Source organism: Echinicola sp. 20G (assembly GCF_015533855.1).
In the GTDB taxonomy this organism is placed as follows: Bacteria; Bacteroidota; Bacteroidia; order Cytophagales; family Cyclobacteriaceae; genus Echinicola.
The window spans coordinates 3,306,174-3,329,784 of the sequence record NZ_AP024154.1; the positions used below are offsets into that span (position 1 = coordinate 3,306,174).

Genomic DNA, 23,611 nt, shown 5'->3' on the forward strand with positions numbered 1-23,611 from the left:
GCCCGAAACATTTTTGAATTCATGCCAAAATAACAAAGAAAGAATTTAATTTTGGGTATGGAAGTCGATTTTTTACTCATTGGTCAGGGCATTGCTGGGACGGTGCTTTCTTATAGGTTGATCAGTTCTGGATATAAAGTTTTGGTGTTGGACCAAGCTGATCAAAACAATAGCAGTAGGGTAGCTGCTGGTTTGTTTAATCCGGTTACGGGGAGAAAAATGGTAAAAACCTGGAATGCCGATAATCTCTTTCCAGAGATATTACCCATATACCGGGAGCTGGAAAATGTGTTGAACACTAAGCTAATCTATCTCAAAAATATATACAGGCCGTTCAATAATATCGAAGAGCAAAATGAATGGATGGGAAAGAGCATTGAGGAAGGCTTGCAGGCTTATTTGGAGGAGGTGAGGACTCAGCCTTTGTATCCTCAGGTAAACGATCCTTATGGTGGTATCATGTTGAAAAGCAGTGGGTACCTAGATATCAATACACTTTTGGATGCATATTGCAGATGGCTCAGGCATGATGACTTGTTGAGAGATGAACCTTTTGATGAGGAGAAACTTTACCAAAAAGAGGGGAAGTGGCACTATAAAGATATCATTGCCACATCCCTGGTTTATTGCAATGGTCTAGGAGCCATGAAAAGCAAGTTTTTTGATTGGTTGCCTTTTGCTCCTGTAAAGGGAGAAATACTGGAAATGGAAAGCGACTTTACTCCTGAAGAAATCATCAATAGAGGAGTTTTTAGAATTACCATGCCAGACAAGATCATCAGGGTAGGCTCTACTTACAGCTGGCATGATTTGGATCAAGGACCAACTGAGCGAGCGAAAGAGGAGATTTTTGAACGCTTGGAGAAGATAGTTCCGCAAAAAGATAAATTTCTGACCAGCCATAAAACAGGAATCAGACCTGCCACCAAAGACCGAAAGCCATTTTTGGGAAAACATCCTGAAAGTGAAAACGTTTATATCTTTAATGGATTTGGTGCGAAAGGGGTTTCTTTAGTACCTTATTACAGTAAGATCATGCTCGGCTTATTTGAAGGTAAATGTGAACTCGAAAAAGATGTTAACATAAGTCGATTTTTTAAGTATATTTAAGATTAAGACAACAAAACAGATCAATGAAGTTAAAATTAGTTGTTATTTATTTTACGATATTTTGGCTTGGTTCCTTTTCTATCTCCAAAGCCCAATTTGATCAGGAAAGATTCGGAAAGAACCGAATTCAACATCAGCAGTTTGACTGGTATTTTTTTTCCTCCAATAATTTTGAAGTATACTACTATGGAGGCGGCAGGGACAATGCCCGCATGGCCATTGATTATTTGGAAAATGAATTTGAGCGGGTCACCCAAATGATAGGCTATGTAGCCTACACAAAACCAAAAATCTACATCTATAATAGCCATGAAGAATGGCTACAAAGCAACACAGATCTTCACGAAAACAATTATACCGTTAACGGCCAGACTTACTTCTCAAAATTATTAGCTGAGGTTCCTTACACTGGGGATTGGGCATCTTTCAAAGAGGAATTGCTTTATAGAACCAGCAAGGTGATCTTAGAGGAAATGCTCTATGGAAGTACGATAGCAGATGCTTTTCAATCCAATTTAATCAACAGCTTTCCTGAATGGTTCATCGACGGAGCAGCGCTTTACTTGGCCAAAGGCTGGAGTTTGGAGATGGATGATTATGTAAGACATTACTTGAAGGACCATGAGCAACCCAAACTATACAAACTCAGCAAGAAGGAAGCTTCATTGGTAGGACAGTCCATCTGGAATTTTGTGGTACAAAAATATGGCAAGCGGTATATATCAAGTATTCTCAACTTGAGTCGAATTAACAGAAATGAAGAAAATAGTATTGCCAATACTTTGGGGATAGGCTATAAAGGCTTTGCAGACCAATGGAGAGATTATTATACCACGGTTAATGAGCCTGTGTTTAGTTCCTTTAAGGAACCAAATCAAAGCAATGTCATAGCGGAGACTAAGAAAAATGAAGAGGGAAGTATCAATGATATCAAGTTTAGTCCAGATGCTAAAAACCTAGCTTATGTAATTAATTACGATGGAAAATATAAGGTTATAGTAAGAAATCTCTCCACCAATAACGAAGTAACCATTTACAAAGGTGGTTTTTCAACCGATGACCAAGAAGCTAACTTCACTACACCGGTTATTGCTTGGAGGGATACGTTGAATTTGACCATTGCTACTTTTAAAAGAGGATTGACGACACTTCGAATGAGAAGTATAGATGGTAGTAATCAAGACAAGATTTTCCTAAGAAACATTACTCAAATCAATAGCTTTGATTTTTCTCCCAATGGAAAAACCATGGTTCTTTCTGCCATGGCAGGTGGAAGAACCAATATTTATACTTTGAATCTGCGGGGTCAGGGAAGAAGACTGACCAATGATGTCTTTGATGACATTACCCCGGTATTTGTCAATGACTCAACCATCATTTACTCTTCCAACAAGACTGATTTGCCGGATAGTGTTTTGACCAAGACCCCCGATGTGAGGGAACTACCAGAATATTTTAATTTCTTTAAAGTGGATTTAGGAGATTCTATTGTCACGACCAAGTTGACAAATATGAATTCCAAAAACTACTATCCACGAGTAATGAACCAGAATTTTGTCCTTCACCTGAGCGATCAAAGCGGTATTTACAACCTGATGAGAATGGGACTCGGCAGTGAAGTGTCCAGTCAGGTATCTGCTTTTAACACCAGTGTGGAGAGCTTTGATTATGCACCTCGCATTAACAAATGGGCATATGCTTATAAGGATGGGACGGGGAGCAAGTTGGTGCTTGAAACCTTTCCAAACTTAGATCAATTTACACCTGGCACACCAAGGGTACAACTTTCTCAAGCCAAGAAATTGAATGAAAGGCTTGCTGCTAGAAGGCTAGAAGCTAAAGAAGAGGAACCTGAGAATGTGGTACAAGAGGAAAAAACTACTGAGGTTGAAGCGCCAATTGCTAAAATTGACAGTGTGAAGCCCGTGGCCAATGCGACAGGATCTATTAATATAGACAGGTTGAGGTTTGAAAACCGAAGAGGAATCAATACGGATAATTACACATTTGATACAGTTCCGGCGCCCTTGGAACAACGGTCTGGAAATTTAGCTACAGGCAGAAGTAATATTTTGGAAGCTTTCAGACAGCAGAGCTTGAAAAATACTGTTCGTGGGCCAAGGGAGTATACTCCCCAATTTATGGCAAATAGCTTAAGGACCACTTTTGTAGTTGATCCTTTGAGAGGTTTTGGCATCAACATCGAGGGGCAAATGACCGATTTATTGGATAATCACATTTTCAAAGGGGGGATTATGACCACGCTTGACTTCAGATCTGGGAGTGATGTGTACTTTGAATACCAATACCTCAAAGACAGGATAGATTTTACGGGAAGGTTTGATAGAAGGGCTTTGGTGATTTCTGATGGGGATATTACCTATCAGCGTTATGTTTTGACCAAGACAGAATTGGGATTTTCCTACCCTTTCTCAGTTCATAGCAGGTTTACGGTAGCTCCCTTCTTTGCCAAGACCCAGTATTTTAATTTAAATCCGGATTCCCTAATTAGAGGTGGGGAAGGTACTCAGAATCGTTTTGATGTAAATTATATTGGGGGAAAAGCTGAGTTGGTAGTGGACAAGACCAAGCTATTGGGACTTTATATGGAGCAAGGTTTTAAGGGTAAGATAGGCGTAAAGCATTATCAGGGAATAGGTGAGTCAGATAGGTCTTTTAGCAATTTTTATTTGGATGTCAGAAACTATCAAAAAGTCCATAAAAACATCACCTTTGCCACTCGCTTATTTGCAGGGTCATTCTTCGGAAATAATCCGCAAAGTTATTTGGTGGGAGGTATGAAAAACTGGCTGTTTAATGAATTTTATGAGCCACCATCAAATAGGCCTGAGTCTTCTCCAATCAGAAATTCCGACGGAGTGGAAAATTCAAACATTCTATTTGCTGAATTTGTGGATCTTCGAGGATATGACTATGATGAAATTCGGGGTAGAAATGTAATTACATTTTCTGCAGAGTTGAGAATACCGCTATTCTCCTATCTTTCAAGGGGCAATATTGCTTCTAACTTTATCAAGAATTTCCAGTTGGTGGGATTCTATGATGCAGGATCTTCTTGGGATAAAGCAGCGCCTTGGGAGCGCGTAAATGACCAGAATACTGAAGTAATCAATACGGATGGATCACCATTTGAAATCACTCTCAATAATTTCAATAATCCCTGGCTGCAAAGTTTTGGAGGAGGTTTGCGCACTGTATTGTTGAACTACTATGTGAAGTTTGACATGGCCCGACCTATCAGGAATTATGATTTAGAAGAAACACGTTTTTATGTGACCTTGGGCTATAATTTCTAAAATGAATCTTTATTGTTTAAGTTTGTGGCATGATTAAATCCATGACTGGCTATGGTATAGCCAATTTTGAAAATGAGCGCTTTATCATCAGTGCTGAAATTAAAACCTTGAACTCTAAGTTTCTGGATTTTAACCTTAGAAGCCCTAGACAGTTTTCCGACAAAGAAATTGAAATCCGGGCGATAGTTGGCGATATTTTAGATAGAGGTAAAGTAAACCTGAACATAGATTTTACAGCCAAGTCCAGTAACGAACTTCCTGTAAGTATCAATCAGGGTCTTTTTGAGACATATTTTGCGAAGTATCAAAGCATGGCCAAAGCTGTGGGAGTGGAAGACAATATGGACTTGTTCAGGATGGCTGCTCAGGCACCTAATGTGGTTACCACTTTGTCTGACAAGTCTGATGATCCTGAAGAGTGGGAGGCTGTGAAGAAGGTAATTGTAGAAGCTGCACAAAAATGTGACGGTTTCAGGTCGGATGAAGGAGAAACTCTTTTCAATAAGTTCAAAGAAAACCTTGGAGTAATTACAGAGGGATTAGAGCAGATTAAAATAGAAGAGCCTAAGCGTAAAGAGAGGATCAAAACCAGAATCAAAAATAACTTTACGGAGTGGATTGAAGAAAATTCATTTGATGAAAACCGATTTGAGCAGGAGCTGATTTACTATTTTGAGAAGTTGGATATTACAGAAGAAATAGTAAGATTAGGAACTCATTTGGCTTATTTTGATAAGACCATGTCAACTGGCAAAAGCCAAGGTAAGAAGTTGGGTTTTATCAGTCAGGAAATAGGCAGGGAAATCAACACGATTGGTTCTAAAGCCAATGATGCCGTCATCCAAAGGCATGTCATCATCATGAAGGATGAACTAGAAAAAATCAAAGAACAGGCCCTGAATATCATCTAAACTTGGTTTTGGGAATCAACCCGAAACCTGAAGCTTCAAAAACATGAAACAGTACCATCAACTATTGCAGCATATTTTGGACAATGGTGTTCAAAAAGGAGATCGCACTGGAACCGGGACGATCAGCGTGTTTGGTTATCAAATGCGCTTTGATCTTCAAGAAGGTTTTCCTTTGGTAACGACCAAGAAATGCCATCTCAAATCCATTATCCATGAATTGCTTTGGTTCCTAAATGGTGATAGCAATATTGGCTACCTAAAAGAAAATAAGGTGTCGATTTGGGATGAATGGGCAGATGAGAATGGTGATCTTGGGCCTGTGTATGGATATCAGTGGAGGCACTGGCCTGACGGAAAAGGTGGAGAGATAGATCAAATCAAAAACCTGATTCACCAGATTAAAAATAATCCAAATTCAAGAAGGTTACTGGTAAGTGCCTGGAATGTAGCGGATGTGGACAATATGGCTTTGCCGCCATGTCATACCATGTTCCAGTTTTATGTGGCAGAAGGGAAGCTTTCTTGTCAGTTGTATCAGAGAAGTGCTGATGTGTTTCTGGGTGTTCCTTTTAATATCGCTTCGTATGCCTTGTTTACAATGATGATTGCTCAGGTATGTGATTTGGAGCCTGGTGAGTTCATCCATACGTTTGGTGATACGCATTTGTATTCCAACCATATTGAGCAGACGAAATTGCAACTTTCCAGAGACTGCAGGCCGCTACCTACGATGAAGATTAATCCGGAAATAAAGGATATCTTTTCATTCAAATATGAGGATTTCGAGTTATTGAATTATGATCCTCATCCTCATATCAAAGCACCCGTTGCAGTATAAATATTATTTAAAGAGCTCTTCGATCAGGGGAATTGGTTTAGTATTGAATTCAGTTTCCCTGATTTTTTTTAAATAGGCTACTCCTGTAACATTGCTGGTGAAAATCTGTTCTGCCTGAAGCATATCACCTTCATTGAACTCTCCTTCTTCAATTTTAATATTTTTACTCTTGAGGAACTCGATGATTTTTCTCCTGGAAACTCCAGCTATGCAATTGCAAGTTAAGGAAGGTGTGAAATAGGTCTTTTCTTTAACCCAGAACAAGTTGGCAGCGCCTGCTTCTGAGATATTTTCTTTTTGATCTAGTAAAATCACCTCGTCCATTTTCTTTTCGCTTCGCTCTTGATTGGCCATTACATAAGTAAGAGCATTTAGGGTTTTGCAATGAGACCAGGGACTTGAAGGGATTTGGATCGAATGACTAATATAAGCTTCATTTTTAATCTTTGGGGGTTGGATATGTTCTTGAATCATAAAAATCTCTTCCCTTTCATTTGATATAGGAGTGTATTTCCCTAATCCAGACCGAAATATATTCCATCGAAACCGAAGGGCCTGATCAATTCCGAACTTATCAGCAAGGTTTGACTCTAATTGAGAAATGGAAATCAGTCGGTTACTATTGATCTTTAATGTTGATAAGCCTTCTTGGAGTCGCTCCCAATGAAGTTCCGAAAACCTTATTTTTCCATTGATAAACAGCATGGTTTCAAAAAGGCCATCACCAAAAAGAGCTGCCCTATTTATAGTATTCAAGTTACTTTGAACAAGGCTTTGTTTTTTATCCAGAATAAAAAAAACTGTATTAAAATCGGACATAAATATGTTCGTTTTCGATCAAAATTTAAAATTGAAACTTATTCTCAAAAGTAAAATTAAGTTAAATTTGACCAATTAGACGTAAGTTTTAGGGATTTAAATATAATATGGGTGATAATTAAATCTTAAATATTAGATTAGCATAGAACTTGAATTGCAAACCCCAAATATGACAAGAAAGAGTAGTGTTTTTGATATGATAGGTCCAGTGATGATAGGTCCTTCATCTTCACATACCGCTGGTGTAGTGAGAATTGCCCGTGCTGCGGTAAGGGTTTTAGGAGGCATTCCAGATGAGGCTATTATTACTTTCTATAATTCATTCGCCCGCACGTATGAAGGGCATGGAAGTGATAAGGCGATTATAGGAGGCTTACTAGACTTTAAAACGGATGATGTTAGGATCAAGCAGTCATTTGAACTGGCTGAGGAAAGGGGCTTTATTTATCAGTTCAAATCAATTGGTAATGCGTCAGTTTATCATCCAAACACTATAAAGTTAAATTTGAATAGGGCCGGTAGAAAAGTGGAGGTAATAGGAGAGAGTTTGGGTGGTGGACTGATCAATATAAAATCCATAGATGGTTTCAGTGCAGATTTCTCAGCGCAAGAACATACCTTGATCATTAAAGCTGATGATGTGTCTGGTGCAATTGCATTTATTACCAGTATATTGGCTCAAGAAAAAGCAAATATTGCTACCATGTCAGTTTCGCGGAAAGGGAAGAGGGAAGTGGCCTGTCATGTGATAGAAATGGATTCAGGTTTAAATCCAATTACAATTAAGTATTTAGAAAGCATTACTTGGATACATGAATTAATCTACATACCAGACATTGACTTATAATAAAATATGAAGAAGAAACTTTTTACTGCCATGCTTTTGGCGTGCGGTATTTTTACATCTGTATGGGCGCAAAATGAAGATATCTCTTCCCTTTCTTTGGAAGAGTGTGTTCAGATTGGCATTGAAAATAACCTCGAGCTTCAGCGAAGTGTCCTTAATCAGGAGACCAATAGAGCGAACCTCATGGAGAGTAAATCGCAAAGGTATCCATCCTTGTCTGCATCTTCATCTTATAGATACAACTGGGGACGTTCTATTAACCCTTACACCAACGTGGTGACTACCAGTAGTTTTGGTAACGCCAATTTTGGAGCCAATGCCAATATGACCCTTTTCGCAGGTCGACAGATCAGTAATAGCATCAATCAAGCTGTGGTAGATTTGGAAACTGGTGAACTTGATGTAGAGGCAACCAAAAACAATATTACCCTAAATATTGTGAATCTATTTGTGAATGTGGTGTTTGCAAAGGAGCAGTTGAGTGTGGCTAAGTCTCAGGCCGAAGTGACTGGTCAACAATTACAAAGAACCAAAAAACTAGTGGATGCAGGTGCCTTGCCGCTTTCAGACCAATTGGATTTAGAAGCTCAAAACGCAACCAGCGCTATGGAACTGACCAACGCCAAGAATAACCTTCGTCTAGCAAAGCTGAATCTGATGCAGGCGATACAGATTCCTTTTGAAGATGAGTTTGATGTTTCTGTGCCAGAATTGGAGGCAGAGAACTATATGATTGCCAATGACAACATGGAAGAGGTGTTCTCTATTGCGGTTACTTTGATGCCAGAGATTAAGGCTGCTGAGCTTGGTGTAGAAAGTGCTGATTATGGAGTTAAAATTGCTAAAGGCTCCTATTATCCGACATTGGGATTGGGAGGATCAATTGGAACAAATTATATCAATAGCTTGACCGATAGCCTTGGAGAAGTAGTTCCTTTCGGTAAGCAGTTTAACGGTAACATTTCAGAAGGAGCGGGGATGAGCCTTAGTATTCCCATTTTTTCAAATGGTCGAAATAAGGCCAATCTGCAGAGGGCTAGGGTTCAAAAGTATTTGAGTGAGATTAGAGAGAAGGAGGTCAGGAACCAATTGCGACAGGATATCGAAACGGCATATACTAATGCAGTAGCGGCCAAGCAATCTTATGAATCATCTACTATCAGGGTTTCCTCTTTGGATGAGGCGTTTAGGATGGCCCAAAAGCGATTTGAAGTGGGGGTGATCAATGCCGTTGATTTTCAGGTTGCCCAAAACAATTTATTTAATGCACAGGCAGATTTATTACAAGCAAAATACGAGTATATTTTCAGTGTAAAAGTACTGGACTTTTATCTAGGTAACCCTTTAACATTATAATCATGGCTAAGAAGAAATCTAATAAGCTTTTATATATTTTACTTGGCGTAGTAGGCGTTTTGATTGTTTTTATGGTGGTCGGCCGTGCCGCAGGATGGGTAGGTGGAGCTGCTGAGACGGAAGTGGAAGTAACCAAAGCGGCCAAGAAGACCATTGTGGAGAAAGTCAGTGCTTCCGGAGTGATCGAACCGGAAACAGAAATTAAACTAAGCCCTGATGTGGCCGGAGAAATCATTGAGCTTAATGTAAATGAAGGGGATTCCGTGAAGCAAAATGACTTACTGGTGAAAATCAGGCCTGATAATTTTATATCTGCCCTAGATAGAACCCGGGCCAACCTTAACCAACAAAAAGCCAATTTGGCCCAATCTCAAGCGGCCTTAAAAAGGTCTGAAGCGCTTTTTGAAAGGGCACAATTGGAATTTGAAAGAAACAAGAGTTTATATAATGACAAGGTTATTTCAGACTCCGAGTTTGAGCAAGCTAAGGCAGATTACATTTCGGCAGAAAATGACCTTACGGCTGCCAAGCAGTCCGTGCAAGCATCGGAATATGTAGTGAAAAGTGCGCAGGCAAGTGTAAGTGAAGCCAATGAAAATTTGAATCTAACCAATGTTTTTGCTCCAGTGGACGGTGTGGTTTCTAAGCTTTTGGTTGAAAAGGGGGAAAGAGTAGTTGGAACCCAACAGATGGCTGGTACTGAGATGTTAAGAATAGCGGATTTGAGTAAGATGGAAGTAAGGGTGGATGTTAACGAAAATGATATCGTAAGGCTTTCCCTTGGAGATACCACATTGATTGATGTGGACGCTTATTCTCATATTGGTGAGAAATTTAAAGGAGTGGTTACTTCAATCGCCAATTCCGCCAATGAGAAAGCCAGCCAGGATGCGGTGACTGAATTTGAAGTTAAGATCAGGATTATCAATTCCTCCTATCAGAATTTGGTGACCAAGGAAAATAAATACCCTTTCAGGCCCGGGATGACTGCTAGTGTAGAAATTATTACTGAGAAAAAGACAGATGTTCTATCTGTTCCTTTGGCTGCGGTAACTACGCGTGAAAATATGAGGGTTGATTCAACCAATCAAAGCAGCGATTTGCAAGAGCTAATTTTTGTAACAGACAATGGTAAAGCCAAAATGATTAAGGTGAAGACAGGGATTTCAGATTTTGAGAATATTGAAATCCTTGAAGGAATTAAAGAGGAAGAAGAGTTGATATCAGGACCATATTTTGTGGTGAGCAAGAAGTTGTCTGATGGTGATCTAGTTAAAAAGCTAGATAAGCCATCTACAAAATAGAAGGAAATAACAGTATAAAAAAGGCCGCTGAATGACTATTCAGCGGCCTTTTTTATACAAGTTTAGCAAAGTTTGTGTCTACAAATTCTTCCAGAGGCAATTTCTTGTTTATCAAGCCAAGCTCCATTAAAATATCAATGGTTTTGTTCAAAGCGCTTTTATCCATCTTTGAAGATAAAGCCCATTCTGTTTGGCTTAGCCAGGCTTTGATGTCTTCTTCTTGAATATTGTAGGCAGCACTAATGGAAGTTGAGAGATTTTGAAGTTGAGATAGCGATTTGGATTTTGAGTAAAGTGTTTGTTGAAGTTGGGATAATATCTCTGTTTCATTGTCCAAAAGGTCCTGATGGGCTACGATTACAAAGCAAGGCCAAGGTGTTGGAATTTCACCTATTCTTTTAAAATGGCCCTGGTCCACAAGGGGTTTGGTGGTATATTTTTCCCAAAGGAATGCTTTGGGCTTCTCATCCTCAAAAGACTTTTTGGCACCATCCATATTGCCCACCTCCATAAAAGATAGTTTATTGGCATCCCAATTATTTTGTTTGGCCAAAAGAAAAGCCATCAGGTGTGAACCCGAACCATATCGGCTTATTAAAAATGGCGCATTACTAAGTTCGGAAATTTTGTTTACTCCAGAGTGTGCTGGAACGTGAATGCCCCACGTAAGTGGAGAGTTAACATGGAATCCTATTATTTTACCGGGGTTGGATTCGGTTTTGTCTTTGATAAAACTCTCAGTCAGAAGAATGGCTAAATCGGCTTCCTTATCCTTTAGGGCCTTAATCATAGCACCAGATCCTTTAGATTCATCAGTCCATTCCAGCAAATATCCTTGCTCTTTTAAGGGTTGTTCTTGGACAAGTTGGATCCATGGAAAATTGAAATGCTCAGGCACGCCAATGATTTTGATTGTTTTCATAGCTTAAAGATAGGAAGCAAATAAGTAATGTTGAAATGAGGTGTAAGGATTCCTTTTAGGAGCCTAATCCAACATGTAATCTAAAAACCAAAATAAGCCGTGGAGGTGATCAACATGATCAGGAGCGGTATTGCCTGCAAAAGCTAGAATCTTCAGTTTTCCTTTAGATACCTCTCCAAGTAATTGCATGCCCAAGGGGCCTTCTTTTAGCACTGGGGTTTGAATTAAAGAAACCTTTTGAATTAAATAGTCAGCACATTCTGTGGTGCTGGCATAAGTTCCGGGAAAAACCGAGCTATGGGTGAAAATAAAGGTCTTATTGTTTTTAGTGGCATCTTTGGCAAGTTTTTCAAATGCTTTCAGATCTTCTTCTTTGATTTTGCTGCCTGCTGCCATGGGAACTCCTTGAGGGATATAGCCAGCATGCATTCCGTCGAGTAAAATTACACCATCCACTATTTCGTAATTGTCGGAAGCGAGGATAGCCCTTACAGCACCATATCCTGCACTCCAACCAGAAATAAAAATGGTTTTTACCGGTTTGTTTAATTTAGTTTTAGCAGTATGGATAAGGTTGGTGAATGTTTCAGGGTTTGTGAAAGGAGCTGAATATGCTGATGATCCACTGCCCAAATTAATGGTGATTGATGCCCAGCCAGGATTGGAAATAGCAGCATAATTGGCAATGGATTTTAATCCGTGGAAATGGACCAAAAGAGAGAGAGAATCCGTGTTTTTTGAAGTCTCTGGTAGAAACAGGTCAATTGAATCCTCAAGAATACCATCAATACTCCAAGTTTCTCCAGAAATTTCCTCATTGTTTACTCTTTCGTGCGGACGGGTATTTTCTACCATAGGAGAAGGGTTCTGGGGCGCCATTTTGCCCTTTTGTTGTGCAAGTAATCCTTCAGCAGGTAAAGAGAGTAATAAGATTAGGGTGGCAGCAATGCACTTCAACATAATCGATGATTTGAATGGGGTGAGCTTTGATAAAGGTTAAATGCCAATATCTTCATTCCAGAGTTCTGGTTTATCTTTGATAAAAGTGGCCATTAATTGTTTACACTCTTCATTATCGGCAACAATTACTTCGACCCCTCTTTCTTTGAGCAGGGCTTCTTCACCTAGAAAGGTTTTGTTTTCTCCTATGACAACTTTTGGGATTCCATACAGTAGAATAGTTCCTGAGCACATTGGGCAAGGGGAAAGCGTGGTGTATAGTGTACACTCTTGGTATACTTTGGCTGGGAGTCTCCCTGCATTTTCGAGTGCATCCATTTCACCATGCAATATCGCGCTGCCTTGTTGCACCCGGCGGTTGTGTCCTTTTCCAATGACTTTTCCATTGTGGACCAAAACGGAGCCAATAGGAATACCTCCCTCTTCATAACCTTTTTTGGCCTCTATAATAGCTTCTAAAAGAAAATTATCCATGGTATGTCTTTGAATTTGCGATGATAGTGGGTATGTATTATTCGTTAAACCTAATTAGTTCAAAGTAGATTTAATAATAAAATAGCAAGAAAATTAATCATGTTTTAGTGCAATAAGCTAGTTGGAAAAGATAGGAAGATAGAAGAAAAATATTTGCATAAAAGATGAAGCTTGGAGAAAATATAAATTTCTGATAAGTTTAATAAGACATAAAAATAAGTGTGCTTTATTGTAGCCTTCCAAGAAATGCCAAATTTATAGATTGTTTTTGTTATTAAATACAAAAAATACGTCATGAAGAATTGCAAAAATGTGATAAAATTAGAACTTTGCTGTCTGTTTTAAATGTTGATTACCGATAACAGATTTCTATTTTTAGTATAATGGAATTTACTCTTGGCGCATATTCGCTTTCATTGCTGGTTTTTGCTGTTTTTACCCTTTTATTATCGGTATTAGTTTTTACTCGTCTTAGCAAAGATGTCAGGTGGTTTGGTGCTATGATGTTGGCAGTAACTGTATGGGCGGCGGTTGATGGGATTATGGTAGCAGAGGATAGCCTTGACCGAATGCTGTTTCTGGTAAATTTTGAATATGTAGGGATTGCTTTGGTTCCAGTATTTTGGATGTTATTTGTCCTTCGATTTGTGGGGAAGGATCAGTGGCTTACCAAACCCTTGGTTGCAGCCCAGTTTGTCTTTCCTCTGCTTACCCTTATTATGGTGTGGACCAATAATTTGCACCATCTTCACTACAAATCAGCTCAACTTATTGAGGTAAATGGCTTATATGGCCTCATAACTTCCAAAGGGCCGTGGTATATCATACATACGACTTATTTCTACTCCTTAATGATATTGGGGATGGTGTTGATGGTGAAGCGGTGTTTTGAAACTGAAGGGATTTACAGAAAGCAAACGATTATTGTTCTCATTGGCACGGCAGTGCCTTGGTTGGCCAATATCCTTGTGGTTTTTCAGGTTGAGCCTTTCAATGGTTTTGACCCAACTCCTTATGGTTTTGTGATAACAAGTTTTATTGTTGTTTTCGGTTTTTTGGAGTTACGGTTATTTGATGTTGGTCCGATTGCCAGAAACAAAGTTATTGATTCTATCAAGGAAGGGATGCTAGTACTTGATGTGGAAAGCCGGATGGTAGACTTCAATCCTCGTATGTTATGGATACTTCAAAAAACAAAGGGTGAATTGACAGGGAAACCTTTTAAAGTGTTGGGTTTCAAAGGAGAGCATTGGGATGAGATCCCCCAAAGCCAAAAGGAACATTATTCAATGGAAGTAGAGATGGATGTCAGGGGAGAAAAATGCTATTATGCAGTGAGTTGCAAGCTTCTAAAGGATGGAAATGAGGATATTAGAGGACGCTTGGTGATGTTCAGGGATGTGACGCAGTTTGTGATGGACCAACAGAGGTTGGAACTTCAAGCGAAAGAGCTAGGGGAATTGAATAATACAAAAGATCGATTGCTTTCAATAATTTCACATGATATGAGGGGGCCGCTCAATACCTTGACACAATTTTTGGAAATGACGGATGCCGGTGTGATCACTGATGAAGAGCTGAAAGCCATGATGCCTAGATTTGCTGAAAACCTAAAGCACGTTTCCGGCTTTCTTGAAAATTTGTTGGTTTGGGCAAAGGGTCAACTTAAAGGTGAGAATATAGAAAAAGTAGATTTTGATATTACCATTGAAATAAAAGCAGTCTTGGAGCTTTTTGAGGCTTCTTACGAAAATAAAGGTATTTGTGTCAATTTTGATCAGACGAAGCAAGTGATAGTAAATGCTGATGAAAATATGATCAAGTTAGTAATCAGAAATTTGCTGAGTAACGCCGTTAAGTTTTGTGATTCAGGTGATAAGATAGATATCATTTTAGATGCTAAAGAAGATGAACTTATTGTCTCAGTAAAGGATACTGGGGTGGGCATTGAAAAAGATAATATTCCTTTGATCTTTTCCAGTGAGGCCTTTACCACATTTGGCACGCAAAAGGAAAAAGGCACAGGTTTAGGACTGATGCTAACAAAGGATTTTGTGGAGAAGAATGGAGGAGAGATTCATGTTGAGAGCAAATTGGGCGAGGGTACCGTTTTTTGCTTTACAGTACCCCTTTCCAAGGCAAATTAAAGGTTGATTAATTATTGATTTTTTGAACAATGTCATCTTTATCATCAACGAAGTAAACGCACAAGGCAGCAATAATCAACATTATTCCAGCAGTGAAAATTGCATAAACAGCTTGCCCTCCGTAAAATTGTTTGACGATAAAGCCTCCCACAAATCCATTTAATATTTGAGGAGCTGTGATAAAGAAGTTGAAGATCCCCATGTAAACCCCCATTTTTTTGGCTGGGATAGATCCTGCGAGAATCGCATAGGGCATGGCCAATATACTTGCCCAGGCAATACCAACTCCAATCATGGAAATATTAAGGAGCCATTTCATATCAGCGTTTGTAATCCATATAATAGAGATAAGCCCTAATCCACCTGCGATCAAACAGATAGCATGGGTCATTTTACGACCAATTTTTGCTGCCACTATGGGTAGGGCCAGAGCAAAGACAGCCGAAACAAGGTTGTAGACCCCGAATATTACGCCTACATAGTTGCCTGCCTCGTTAAATTCAAAAGACGAGCGATCAGAGGCTTGTAAGCCCCAAACATGTTGGGCTAAAGTGGGAGTAGTAAACACCCACATTGAAAATAAAGCAAACCAAGAGAAAAACTGAACCAATCCCAACTGTCTCATGGTTTTTGGCATTTTCCAAAAATCAGTGAAAATGGCCAAAATGCCTTTTTCTTCTTGCTGACTGGATTCATTAATGATCATTTCTGGGGGCTCTTCAGTTGTTCTAAGTACAGTCCAAAGAATGGAAACAACGAGAATAGTAGCTCCTACAAGAAAAGCCCAAATCACATTAAGAGGCACAATGCCTTCTTGTGCGGTGGTGGATATATTGAACCACTCAGTCAAAACGTAAGGCAACCAGGAGCCAATAACAGCGCCCAAACCGATTAACAAGGTTTGTACAGCAAAACCTAAAGTTCTCTGATCAGTTGGTAGCTTGTCCGCTACCAGAGCCCTGAAAGGTTCCATGGCGATGTTAAATGAAGCATCCATGATCATAAGAAAACCAGCTCCTACCCATAGGGCAGGCAGGAATGCTACGAACAATGCTGCGTTGGGCATTAAGATCAGGCCAATGGCAGCCAAGAGTGCACCCGCTAGAAAGTAAGGTCTTCTTCTGCCCAGCTTGGTCCAAGTACGGTCGCTGTAGTGACCTATGATGGGTTGAACAATCATTCCAGTAATCGGGGCCACAAGCCAGAAAAGGGATAAATGCTCTACGTCAGCACCAAAGGTTTGGAGAATTCTACTGGCATTGGCGTTTTGTAGGGCAAAGCCCATTTGAATGCCCAAAAAGCCGAAACTCATGTTCCAGATTTGCCAAAAACTCAGCTTTTTCTTGTGTGTTTTGGGTTGCATTTAACTTAATTAGGTTATTAAAAAGATAGCCGTAAGACTTGCAATCTTACAGCTATTCAATGGATTCATAACAATGGTTATCTGTCAAATCTAAGATTTATTTCTTGATCTACATTTTCAACCTTTACACTTGGAAGCTTAGGAGTTTCGATGAAAGGAAGACAATTGTCCGGCAAGGGATCAAAATCAGTAAGTTTGGAAAGAAAAGCCATAGGCTTGTTTGCGATGGTTAAATCCTGATTATTTAAATTGACATGCTCTATTTCAAAACCATGGAAAATGATTTCTATTTGTTTAAAAGCAGAAGCGTATTCTCCTTCAGCTTTTGAGATGGTCAAGGTTTGGATATCGCTATTCAAAGTGATTTTTCTCCTGTGATAGTCCCCTGTTTTATAGGCCAAACTTTTACCATCATCTTCATAGTGTAAATATTCGGATTCACCAGTTCCTTTGTATAAATGGAGTCTAAGCACACCATCATGAGTCTCTTCAGTATGTGAAACTGGAGACTGCATAGGAATAATAGCTCCTGCTTTTACTAAGACTGGAAGGTAATTGATCGGTGAATCTTGGTAGATGGTTTGCTTTCCTTGATGCTTTGTGTCATCATATAAGTAGTACCAACTTCCTTCTGGGAGGTAAACTTTAGTGATTTCCTTAAAACTTTCGGTGGGTGCTACCAAAAAACTATCACAGAAAAGATACTGATTCTGAAACCTTCCGTCATATACCAAATGATCATGAGGATAATCGATGGCAAGACTTTTGGTTAGTGGAAGTCCATTTTGACTACTCTTATAAAAAGAGCCATAGATCAAAGGCAATAGTTGATATCGAAGTTTGATGTAATTTCTTGAAATTTCTTCCACTTCTTCTCCAAAAGACCAAGGCTCCGCAGCATTGCTATTGATCATGGAGTGGGCCCGATAAAGCGGGGAAAAGGCAGCAATGCTTATCCATCTGGCAAAAAGTGATTTGCTGGCTTCACCACAAAACCCGCCTACATCATAGCCAGCAAAAGCTACTCCGCTAATGCCCAAACTATTAACCAGTCGGACTCCTGCTAACATATGTTCTTCACTCGCCACATTGTCTCCTGTCCAGGCAGCAGCATGACGTTGGATTCCAGAAAAGCCAGCTCTGGTGAGTACAAAAGGGCGCTCTTGGCCATTGTTGTAAGCGCCTTCCTGTGCGGCTCGGGCCATTTGCATTCCATAGATGTTCCTTGCTTTTCTGTGGCTTACTTGCTCACCTTCATATTCGAAGTTGATGAGGTTAGGCGTATGTTGTCCCCAAGAAGCGGGTTCATTCATGTCTGTCCAAAAACCATCCACCCCAGCATCTGTATAAAAAGCCATTTTTTCAGCCCACCATTTTCTGGTTTTTTCTGCAGTAAAATCAGGGAAAGCACACCATCCCGGCCAAACCTGTCCCTCATAAGTTTCTCCATCAGGGTACTTTAAGAATAAGTCTTCTTCAACCCCTTCTGTGTAAGGAGCATAACCATTTTCTACTTTGATGCCTGGATCCATAATGACTACAACCTTAAAGCCTTTTGCCTTAAGTGAGCTGACCATAGCTTTCGCATCCTGGAATTTCTCACCATCGAATGTAAAGACTTTGTACTTTTCCATGTGATGAATATCCAAATAGATTACATCTCCAGGGATATCCTTATCTCTAAAGGTTTTGGCTAGGGTTTGAACTTCTGATTCCGGATAGTAGCTGTATCGGCATTGTTGGTAACCAAGCGCCCAGATAGGGGGCAAACTTAACTTACCTGTAAGCTCAGTGTAAGCTGAGATGATATTTTCGATTTTCTCTTCATGGAAGAAGTAGTAATCCATGTCTCCATCCTCTGCTGAGAAATAGGAAAAACGTCTGTTGGAAGCCCCAAAGTTAAAGACTGACTTATGAGTATTGTCCAAATATATACCATATGCACCCTGTTGGTGAACCCCAATATAAAATGGAATGGACATGTATAGCGGGTCATCATTTACTCCGTAGGCAAAATAGTCTGTGTTCCAGTTGGTAAATGCCTGCCCGGCACGGTCCAATCCGCCTGTTTTCTCACCCAAACCAAGGAACCGTTCATTGGGTTGAAGTTTTTTATAATTGCTTACTTCCGTTCCCAGCCAAGAGACACCAAAGGCATGATCATCTTGATTCAACAGGTTTCCTTTTTGATCATAGAATGAAAGTGCCCATTGATCCTTGTTGATAGTGAGTTTAATTTTGGCAGTTTCAAGGGAAATGGATGTATCGTTTTCCGTAATCTGGAAAGGATGATCTTCCAACGGAGACTTGATTACACTATAGGGGTTTGGAGAAAAAGAATCAGATTGGGTAAGTCTAACCCTGATGGTATGGTCAGCGTAAATGCTGATCATGAATTGAGCATTGGCGGTCTGTCCGATTATACCAGATGGTGTTTGGTTCCACGAAATAAGCCTTCCAGCTGACATGTTTTGAGCAGGGTTGTTGCTAGTTGCTACAGTAGTCATTTGGGTGTAATTAATGATTGATCTTAAATGATATAATTATTACAGCCCTCCTAGGGTAGGATTTGGAGACAGCTAAAAAAACCTGTTTTTGCTTTGCTGGTGACGGACAGCTTATTGCTTAAAGTGCAGGTTATGAATCGCTAAGTTAAAAAGTAAAATGAAAGTAAAAAACTATATTATGTGGCTCATTTCTTTATATGGCCATTTTTGTCCTGATTTAATCTATCAAATGGCGGTTGATAACTTAATTCAATCGTGTGCATAGAATTTTCGTAAAAAATAAAAATATTTTATGCGCCTCTCTTTGCTTTGCAATATTTAGATTAGCTAAACCTTATTCAACTAGCTTTGATAAGAGTTACGATTTCCTTAAGGAAGAACCTCTGACAATTACTTGTGTTTCCAGGACTTCCGTTTTTCCTTGAAAAGCTTCTTCTGATTCTTTGTCTATCATATCCAAAAGTAAGCCGGCCGCTATTTCTCCAATCTTAAACCCGGGCTGTGATACTGTCGAAAGTGGAGGATCAATCATGGAGGAAAACTGCCAATTGCTAAAGCCTACGGCTCCGAAATCCTCAGGAACGCTTAGTCCTAAAGATTTTGCAGCTTTTATGGCCCCAGCCGCAGCAATATCATTGGATGCAAATACGGCATCAGGTCGATCTTTTCCTTTCAGTAGTTGTAAAGAAAAGGTTTCGCTTTCCTCGGATGTTCCTAGCGGACAAGGAATAATCCAGTCTTCACGAGCTGGTATATTAGCTTCTTTTAGTGCCTTAAGATAGCCGTCTTGTCTGTCTTTGCTTATTTTAAGGTTTTTTGGGCCAGCCAGATGTACGATTTTTGAATACCCCTGGTCAATCAAGTGTTTTACCGCTGAATAAGCTCCAGAAAAATCATCTACAGTTACGTTGATAGTGTTTTGTAAATCAGGTATTCTGTCAAAAAAAACGATAGGGTAGTTGTAATCCATTAATTTTTGAAAATGCTCAAAGCTGTTGGTTTCTTTACTATAGCTCACCAACAATCCATCAATTTGATTGGTAATCATGGTCTCTACGGCTGCTTTTTCCCTTTCAAGGCTTTCGTTGGTTTGCAGCAAGATTACATTATAGCCATTGGCGTAGGCGACTTCTTCAATTCCGCTGATTACTGTGCTAAAGAAAAAATGGACTACTTCTGGAATGATTACACCTATAGTAGATGATTTACTTTTTCTAAGACTGAGTGCCACTGCATTGGGACGGTAATTAAGCTCTTTAGCCAGCTCTTTTACCTTTTCCTTTGTCTCTTTACTGATTCCTGGATAATCTTTTAGAGCTCGGGAGACAGTAGAGGAAGAAATGTTAAGAGCTTTGGCGATATCTTTAATTGTGGCTTGTCCTAGTTTCATGATTAAATTAGACTTTTCTAAGAACCTAAGATAATATTTTTGTTTGTCTTTCAAATAGTGGCTAAAAATGTAAAATGATTCATATTGTCCGAAAATGCGAAAATTGAACTTTTGTAAGTTGAAAAATCATATCCCTATGAAAACGTTTGCGGTGACGTTTGCATGAAAAAAAGTCAATTTTTTTGTTTCGGAAATGTTGCTCAGGAGTATTGATTTGCCTAATATTTAGATACCAATCAGAGAAAATGACTGATTTGGCCGGAAATGAAGATTTTAAACAAAATTCTAAGTTTACGGTTAAATTGTAAAATTCTAAGTTTTAATTTACTCTGAAGAAATTAACAATTAATCCAAAAACAAACCATTATGCGAAAGATTTATACCGTTTTAAAAGTAGCGGTAATGTGCTTGGCTCTCTTAGGTGGGCACAGCATTTACGCAGAAGCTCAAACCGTGAGCGGTACAGTAACGGATCTTGATTCCGGTGAACCTCTTCCCTTTGTAAATGTACTATTAAAAGGGACTACGAGAGGTACTACTACAGACATAGATGGTAACTATACTATCGATGTAAATTCCCCAGATGATGTATTGGTATTCTCCTTTATTGGTTTTGAACCTAAGGAATACAAAGTCAATAATCAATCAAAAATCGATGTTCAGCTGCAGGGTAATACCAAGCAGCTGGATGAAGTGGTGGTGGTAGGTTATGGAACACAGAGAAAAGCCGATTTGACGGGATCGGTGGGCTCAGTGGTAAGGGACGACTTCAATGTCGGACAAGTAACCAATCCTGAACAGTTAATCACTGGTAAAGTGGCTGGTGTTCAAATCACTCCTAATGGAGGCTCTCCCGGATCAGGAGGTAGGATTCGGATCCGTGGAGGCGCTTCATTAAATGCTTCCAATGACCCTTTGATTGTCATCGATGGTGTTCCGCTGGATAATTCAAAAACCTCTGGTACAGCCAATCCTCTAAACTTTCTCAACCCCAATGATATTGAGACTTTCGATATCTTGAAAGATGCATCTGCAACTGCCATCTATGGATCCAGGGCATCAAATGGTGTCATCCTGATCACAACCAGAAAAGGTAAGGAAGGCCAGCCCATGAAGGTCAATGTGAGTTCATTGATGTCCGTGTCCCAAGTGACAAAAAAAGTAGATATGTTATCTGCTGATCAGTTTAGGGATGTGGTGGCTGAACAAGCTTCTCCTTCTCAAGCAGCTTTGGTAGGGGATGCCAGCACAGATTGGCAGGACTTGATCTATCAAGATGCATTAAGTTTTGACAACAATGTCTCTGTATCAGGTTCCTTGAACAATTTGCCTTACCGAGTTTCTGTGGGGTATTTGGATCAGGATGGTATCCTAAAAACGGATAATCTTAAAAGGACTTCAGCAAGCATTAGTCTTAACCCTAACCTTTTCAATGACCAGCTTCACGTTAACTTTAATGTAAAAGGCGTTATTACCAAAAGCCGTTTTGCAAATAGAGATGCGATTGGTGCTGCAGCTGCTTTTGATCCAACCAAACCAGTTTATGATCCAGAAGGATTGGGAGGGTATTGGGAATGGACCAATGACAACGGCTCACCCCAAACTTTGGCTCCAAGAAACCCTCTTGGGCTCTTAATGCAGAAAGATGATCGTGGCACGGTGAAAAGGAGCATTGGGAACTTACAGTTGGACTATGACCTTCCTTTTCTTGAAGGATTGAAAGCTAATTTAAACTTGGCCTACGATATCAGTGAAAGTGATGGTCGCACGCTAATAACCCCGACTTCAGCTTCGGGCTTTAACGAAGGAGGTAGCAATGCCCCTTATGCTCAAAGCAAAAGAAATTTGTTGGCAGATTTTTATATTAATTATGCCAAGGAATTTGAAAGTAGTCGATTGAATTTGATGGTTGGATATTCTGCTCAGGACTTTTTGACAAAAAATCCAACATTCGCCAGACTCAATTATGAAGGAGATACTTTGGCTGCGGCAGGAGTGGAAAGTAGACCTCAGTACAGGTTGATTTCCTATTTTGCCAGAGCAAATTACTCCTTAAAAGATAAATATTTGTTTACCGCTACAGTAAGGGCAGATGGTTCCTCCAGGTTTAGCCCGGACAATAGATGGGGTGTTTTCCCTTCGTTGGCCGCCGCTTGGAGAATCAGTGAAGAAGATTTCTTAAAAGCCAATGGTACCTTAACCGACTTAAAACTGAGATTGGGCTATGGTGTGACCGGTCAGCAGGATATTGGATCTTACTTCCCTTATTTGCCTCGATATGTGCAAAGTGATAATGCATCCAGGTATAGTTTTGGCGATACTTATTATACTACGCTCCGTCCAGAGGGCTATGATGAAAACATCAAGTGGGAAGAAACAACGACCATTAACGCAGGCTTGGACTACGAGTTTTTGGATGGGAAGCTGTATGGTACTTTGGATTATTACTTCAAGAAAACCGATGATCTTTTGGCTGTAATACCTGTTCCTGCCGGTACTAACCTTACCAACCGACTATTTACCAATGTAGGAAGTATTGAAAACCAAGGAGTAGAAGTAGGGCTAAACTACAATGTGATTAAGACCAGTGATTTCAACTGGGACATTGGTGCCAATTTTACTTATAATAAAAACACCATTACGAGTTTAAGTAATGTGGAAGAAGATGCCGTAGGTATATTGGTAGGGGATATCAATGGAGGTACTGGCAATACCATTCAGGTACATACAGTTGGTTACCAGCCAAACTCCTTCTATGTCTATGAGCAAGTCTATGATGAAAGTGGCTCGCCAATAGAAGGACTTTATGTCGACCAAAATGGTGATGGAATCATAAACGAAAATGATTTGGTGAGAAATGGCTTTCCAGATGCTCAAAAATACTTTGGTTTCAACACCTCTATGAGGTATAAAAACTGGAATTTCGGTTTTGTGCTAAGAGGAAGTGCTGGTAACAAAGCCTACAATAACGTGACTTCATCTAATGCTGCCTATCAAGGGCTTCGGTTTCCGGATTATCTGAACAATTTACCAACGGATGTTTTACATACCAATTTCCAAAACTATCAGTTGAGGTCTGATTATTATGTTCAGGACGCTTCATTTGTAAGGATGGAAAACATCTCTTTGGGATACAGCTTTGGAAACCTTTTTGATTCCAACATTACCTTAAGTGCCAATGCTACGGTCCAAAATGTGTTTGTGATTACCGAGTATAATGGTGTTAGCCCAGAAATAGCGCCAGGGGTTGATAATGCAACAGGAGGAGGAATTGACAATAATTTCTATCCAGTACCTAGAATAATCTCATTCGGTGTTAACCTCGGATTTTAATTTAAACCCTGAA

The 23,611-nt window shown here is 39.7% G+C and carries 16 protein-coding genes; 9 read left to right on the forward strand and 7 right to left on the reverse strand.

The genetic code is table 11. The features are described from left to right. Positions 1-57: 57 nt before the first annotated feature. From JL001_RS13570 to JL001_RS13585, 4 genes are read left to right on the forward strand one after another with little or no spacing between them, the layout of a single operon-like run. Positions 58-1,110 carry an FAD-binding oxidoreductase gene (locus JL001_RS13570; protein ID WP_200976807.1) on the forward strand — a complete coding sequence of 351 codons (1,053 nt, stop codon included), beginning with the start codon at positions 58-60 and terminating at the stop codon, positions 1,108-1,110. Positions 1,111-1,133: 23 nt separating this feature from the next. After that, positions 1,134-4,427 (forward strand): biopolymer transporter Tol, encoded by a 3,294-nt coding sequence (locus JL001_RS13575; protein ID WP_200976809.1) that lies wholly within the window; start codon positions 1,134-1,136, stop codon positions 4,425-4,427. Positions 4,428-4,456: 29 nt separating this feature from the next. Continuing rightward, positions 4,457-5,338: a YicC/YloC family endoribonuclease gene (locus JL001_RS13580; RefSeq protein ID WP_200976811.1), complete on the forward strand. Its 882-nt coding sequence runs from the start codon at positions 4,457-4,459 to the stop codon at positions 5,336-5,338. A gap of 43 nt (positions 5,339-5,381) precedes the next feature. Continuing rightward, positions 5,382-6,176: a thymidylate synthase gene (locus JL001_RS13585; protein WP_200976813.1), complete on the forward strand. Its 795-nt coding sequence runs from the start codon at positions 5,382-5,384 to the stop codon at positions 6,174-6,176. A gap of 3 nt (positions 6,177-6,179) precedes the next feature. Here JL001_RS13585 and JL001_RS13590 read toward each other — a convergent pair whose 3' ends face one another. After that, on the reverse strand, positions 6,180-6,932 hold the full coding sequence (locus JL001_RS13590; protein ID WP_236252810.1) for an aminotransferase class IV: 753 nt from the start codon (positions 6,930-6,932) through the stop codon (positions 6,180-6,182). Positions 6,933-7,164: 232 nt separating this feature from the next. Here JL001_RS13590 and sdaAB point away from each other — a divergent pair, with 232 nt between their 5' ends. Genes sdaAB through JL001_RS13605 form a run of 3 tightly spaced genes read left to right on the forward strand, consistent with a single transcriptional unit; the run spans position 7,165 to position 10,502 of the window. Next, positions 7,165-7,842, forward strand: a complete 678-nt coding sequence (sdaAB, locus tag JL001_RS13595) for an L-serine ammonia-lyase, iron-sulfur-dependent subunit beta (RefSeq protein WP_200976817.1) — start codon at positions 7,165-7,167, stop codon at positions 7,840-7,842. Between the two features lie 6 nt (positions 7,843-7,848). Next, positions 7,849-9,198: a TolC family protein gene (locus JL001_RS13600; protein ID WP_200976819.1), complete on the forward strand. Its 1,350-nt coding sequence runs from the start codon at positions 7,849-7,851 to the stop codon at positions 9,196-9,198. A gap of 2 nt (positions 9,199-9,200) precedes the next feature. Then, positions 9,201-10,502, forward strand: a complete 1,302-nt coding sequence (locus JL001_RS13605) for an efflux RND transporter periplasmic adaptor subunit (RefSeq protein ID WP_200976821.1) — start codon at positions 9,201-9,203, stop codon at positions 10,500-10,502. A 52-nt stretch (positions 10,503-10,554) separates the two neighbouring features. Here JL001_RS13605 and JL001_RS13610 read toward each other — a convergent pair whose 3' ends face one another. From JL001_RS13610 to JL001_RS13620, 3 genes are all read right to left on the reverse strand, one after another. Next, positions 10,555-11,424: an ABC transporter substrate-binding protein gene (locus tag JL001_RS13610; RefSeq protein ID WP_200976823.1), complete on the reverse strand. Its 870-nt coding sequence runs from the start codon at positions 11,422-11,424 to the stop codon at positions 10,555-10,557. Positions 11,425-11,487: 63 nt separating this feature from the next. Further along, positions 11,488-12,384 carry a hypothetical protein gene (locus tag JL001_RS13615; protein ID WP_236252811.1) on the reverse strand — a complete coding sequence of 299 codons (897 nt, stop codon included), beginning with the start codon at positions 12,382-12,384 and terminating at the stop codon, positions 11,488-11,490. A 36-nt stretch (positions 12,385-12,420) separates the two neighbouring features. After that, positions 12,421-12,858 (reverse strand): nucleoside deaminase, encoded by a 438-nt coding sequence (locus tag JL001_RS13620; RefSeq protein ID WP_200976825.1) that lies wholly within the window; start codon positions 12,856-12,858, stop codon positions 12,421-12,423. Positions 12,859-13,241: 383 nt separating this feature from the next. Here JL001_RS13620 and JL001_RS13625 point away from each other — a divergent pair, with 383 nt between their 5' ends. Continuing rightward, a complete protein-coding gene (locus JL001_RS13625) occupies positions 13,242-15,005 on the forward strand; it encodes a histidine kinase N-terminal 7TM domain-containing protein (protein ID WP_200976827.1) in 1,764 nt (587 codons plus the stop codon). A gap of 7 nt (positions 15,006-15,012) precedes the next feature. On the opposite strand, the gene JL001_RS13630 is transcribed toward JL001_RS13625, so the two are convergent. The 3 genes from JL001_RS13630 to JL001_RS13640 all read right to left on the reverse strand — a co-directional run bounded on the left by JL001_RS13630 (position 15,013) and on the right by JL001_RS13640 (position 20,265). After that, the gene (locus JL001_RS13630) at positions 15,013-16,317 is read right to left on the reverse strand and encodes an MFS transporter (RefSeq protein WP_236252812.1); all 1,305 of its coding nucleotides are present in this window, start codon (positions 16,315-16,317) and stop codon (positions 15,013-15,015) included. Positions 16,318-16,445: 128 nt separating this feature from the next. Beyond that, complete coding sequence (locus tag JL001_RS13635) at positions 16,446-18,875, reverse strand: glycoside hydrolase family 31 protein (RefSeq protein WP_200976831.1); 2,430 nt, start codon at positions 18,873-18,875, stop codon at positions 16,446-16,448. Between the two features lie 358 nt (positions 18,876-19,233). Continuing rightward, on the reverse strand, positions 19,234-20,265 hold the full coding sequence (locus JL001_RS13640; RefSeq protein ID WP_200976833.1) for a LacI family DNA-binding transcriptional regulator: 1,032 nt from the start codon (positions 20,263-20,265) through the stop codon (positions 19,234-19,236). A gap of 366 nt (positions 20,266-20,631) precedes the next feature. Here JL001_RS13640 and JL001_RS13645 point away from each other — a divergent pair, with 366 nt between their 5' ends. Then, a complete protein-coding gene (locus JL001_RS13645) occupies positions 20,632-23,598 on the forward strand; it encodes a TonB-dependent receptor (protein WP_200976835.1) in 2,967 nt (988 codons plus the stop codon). Positions 23,599-23,611: the final 13 nt, after the last annotated feature.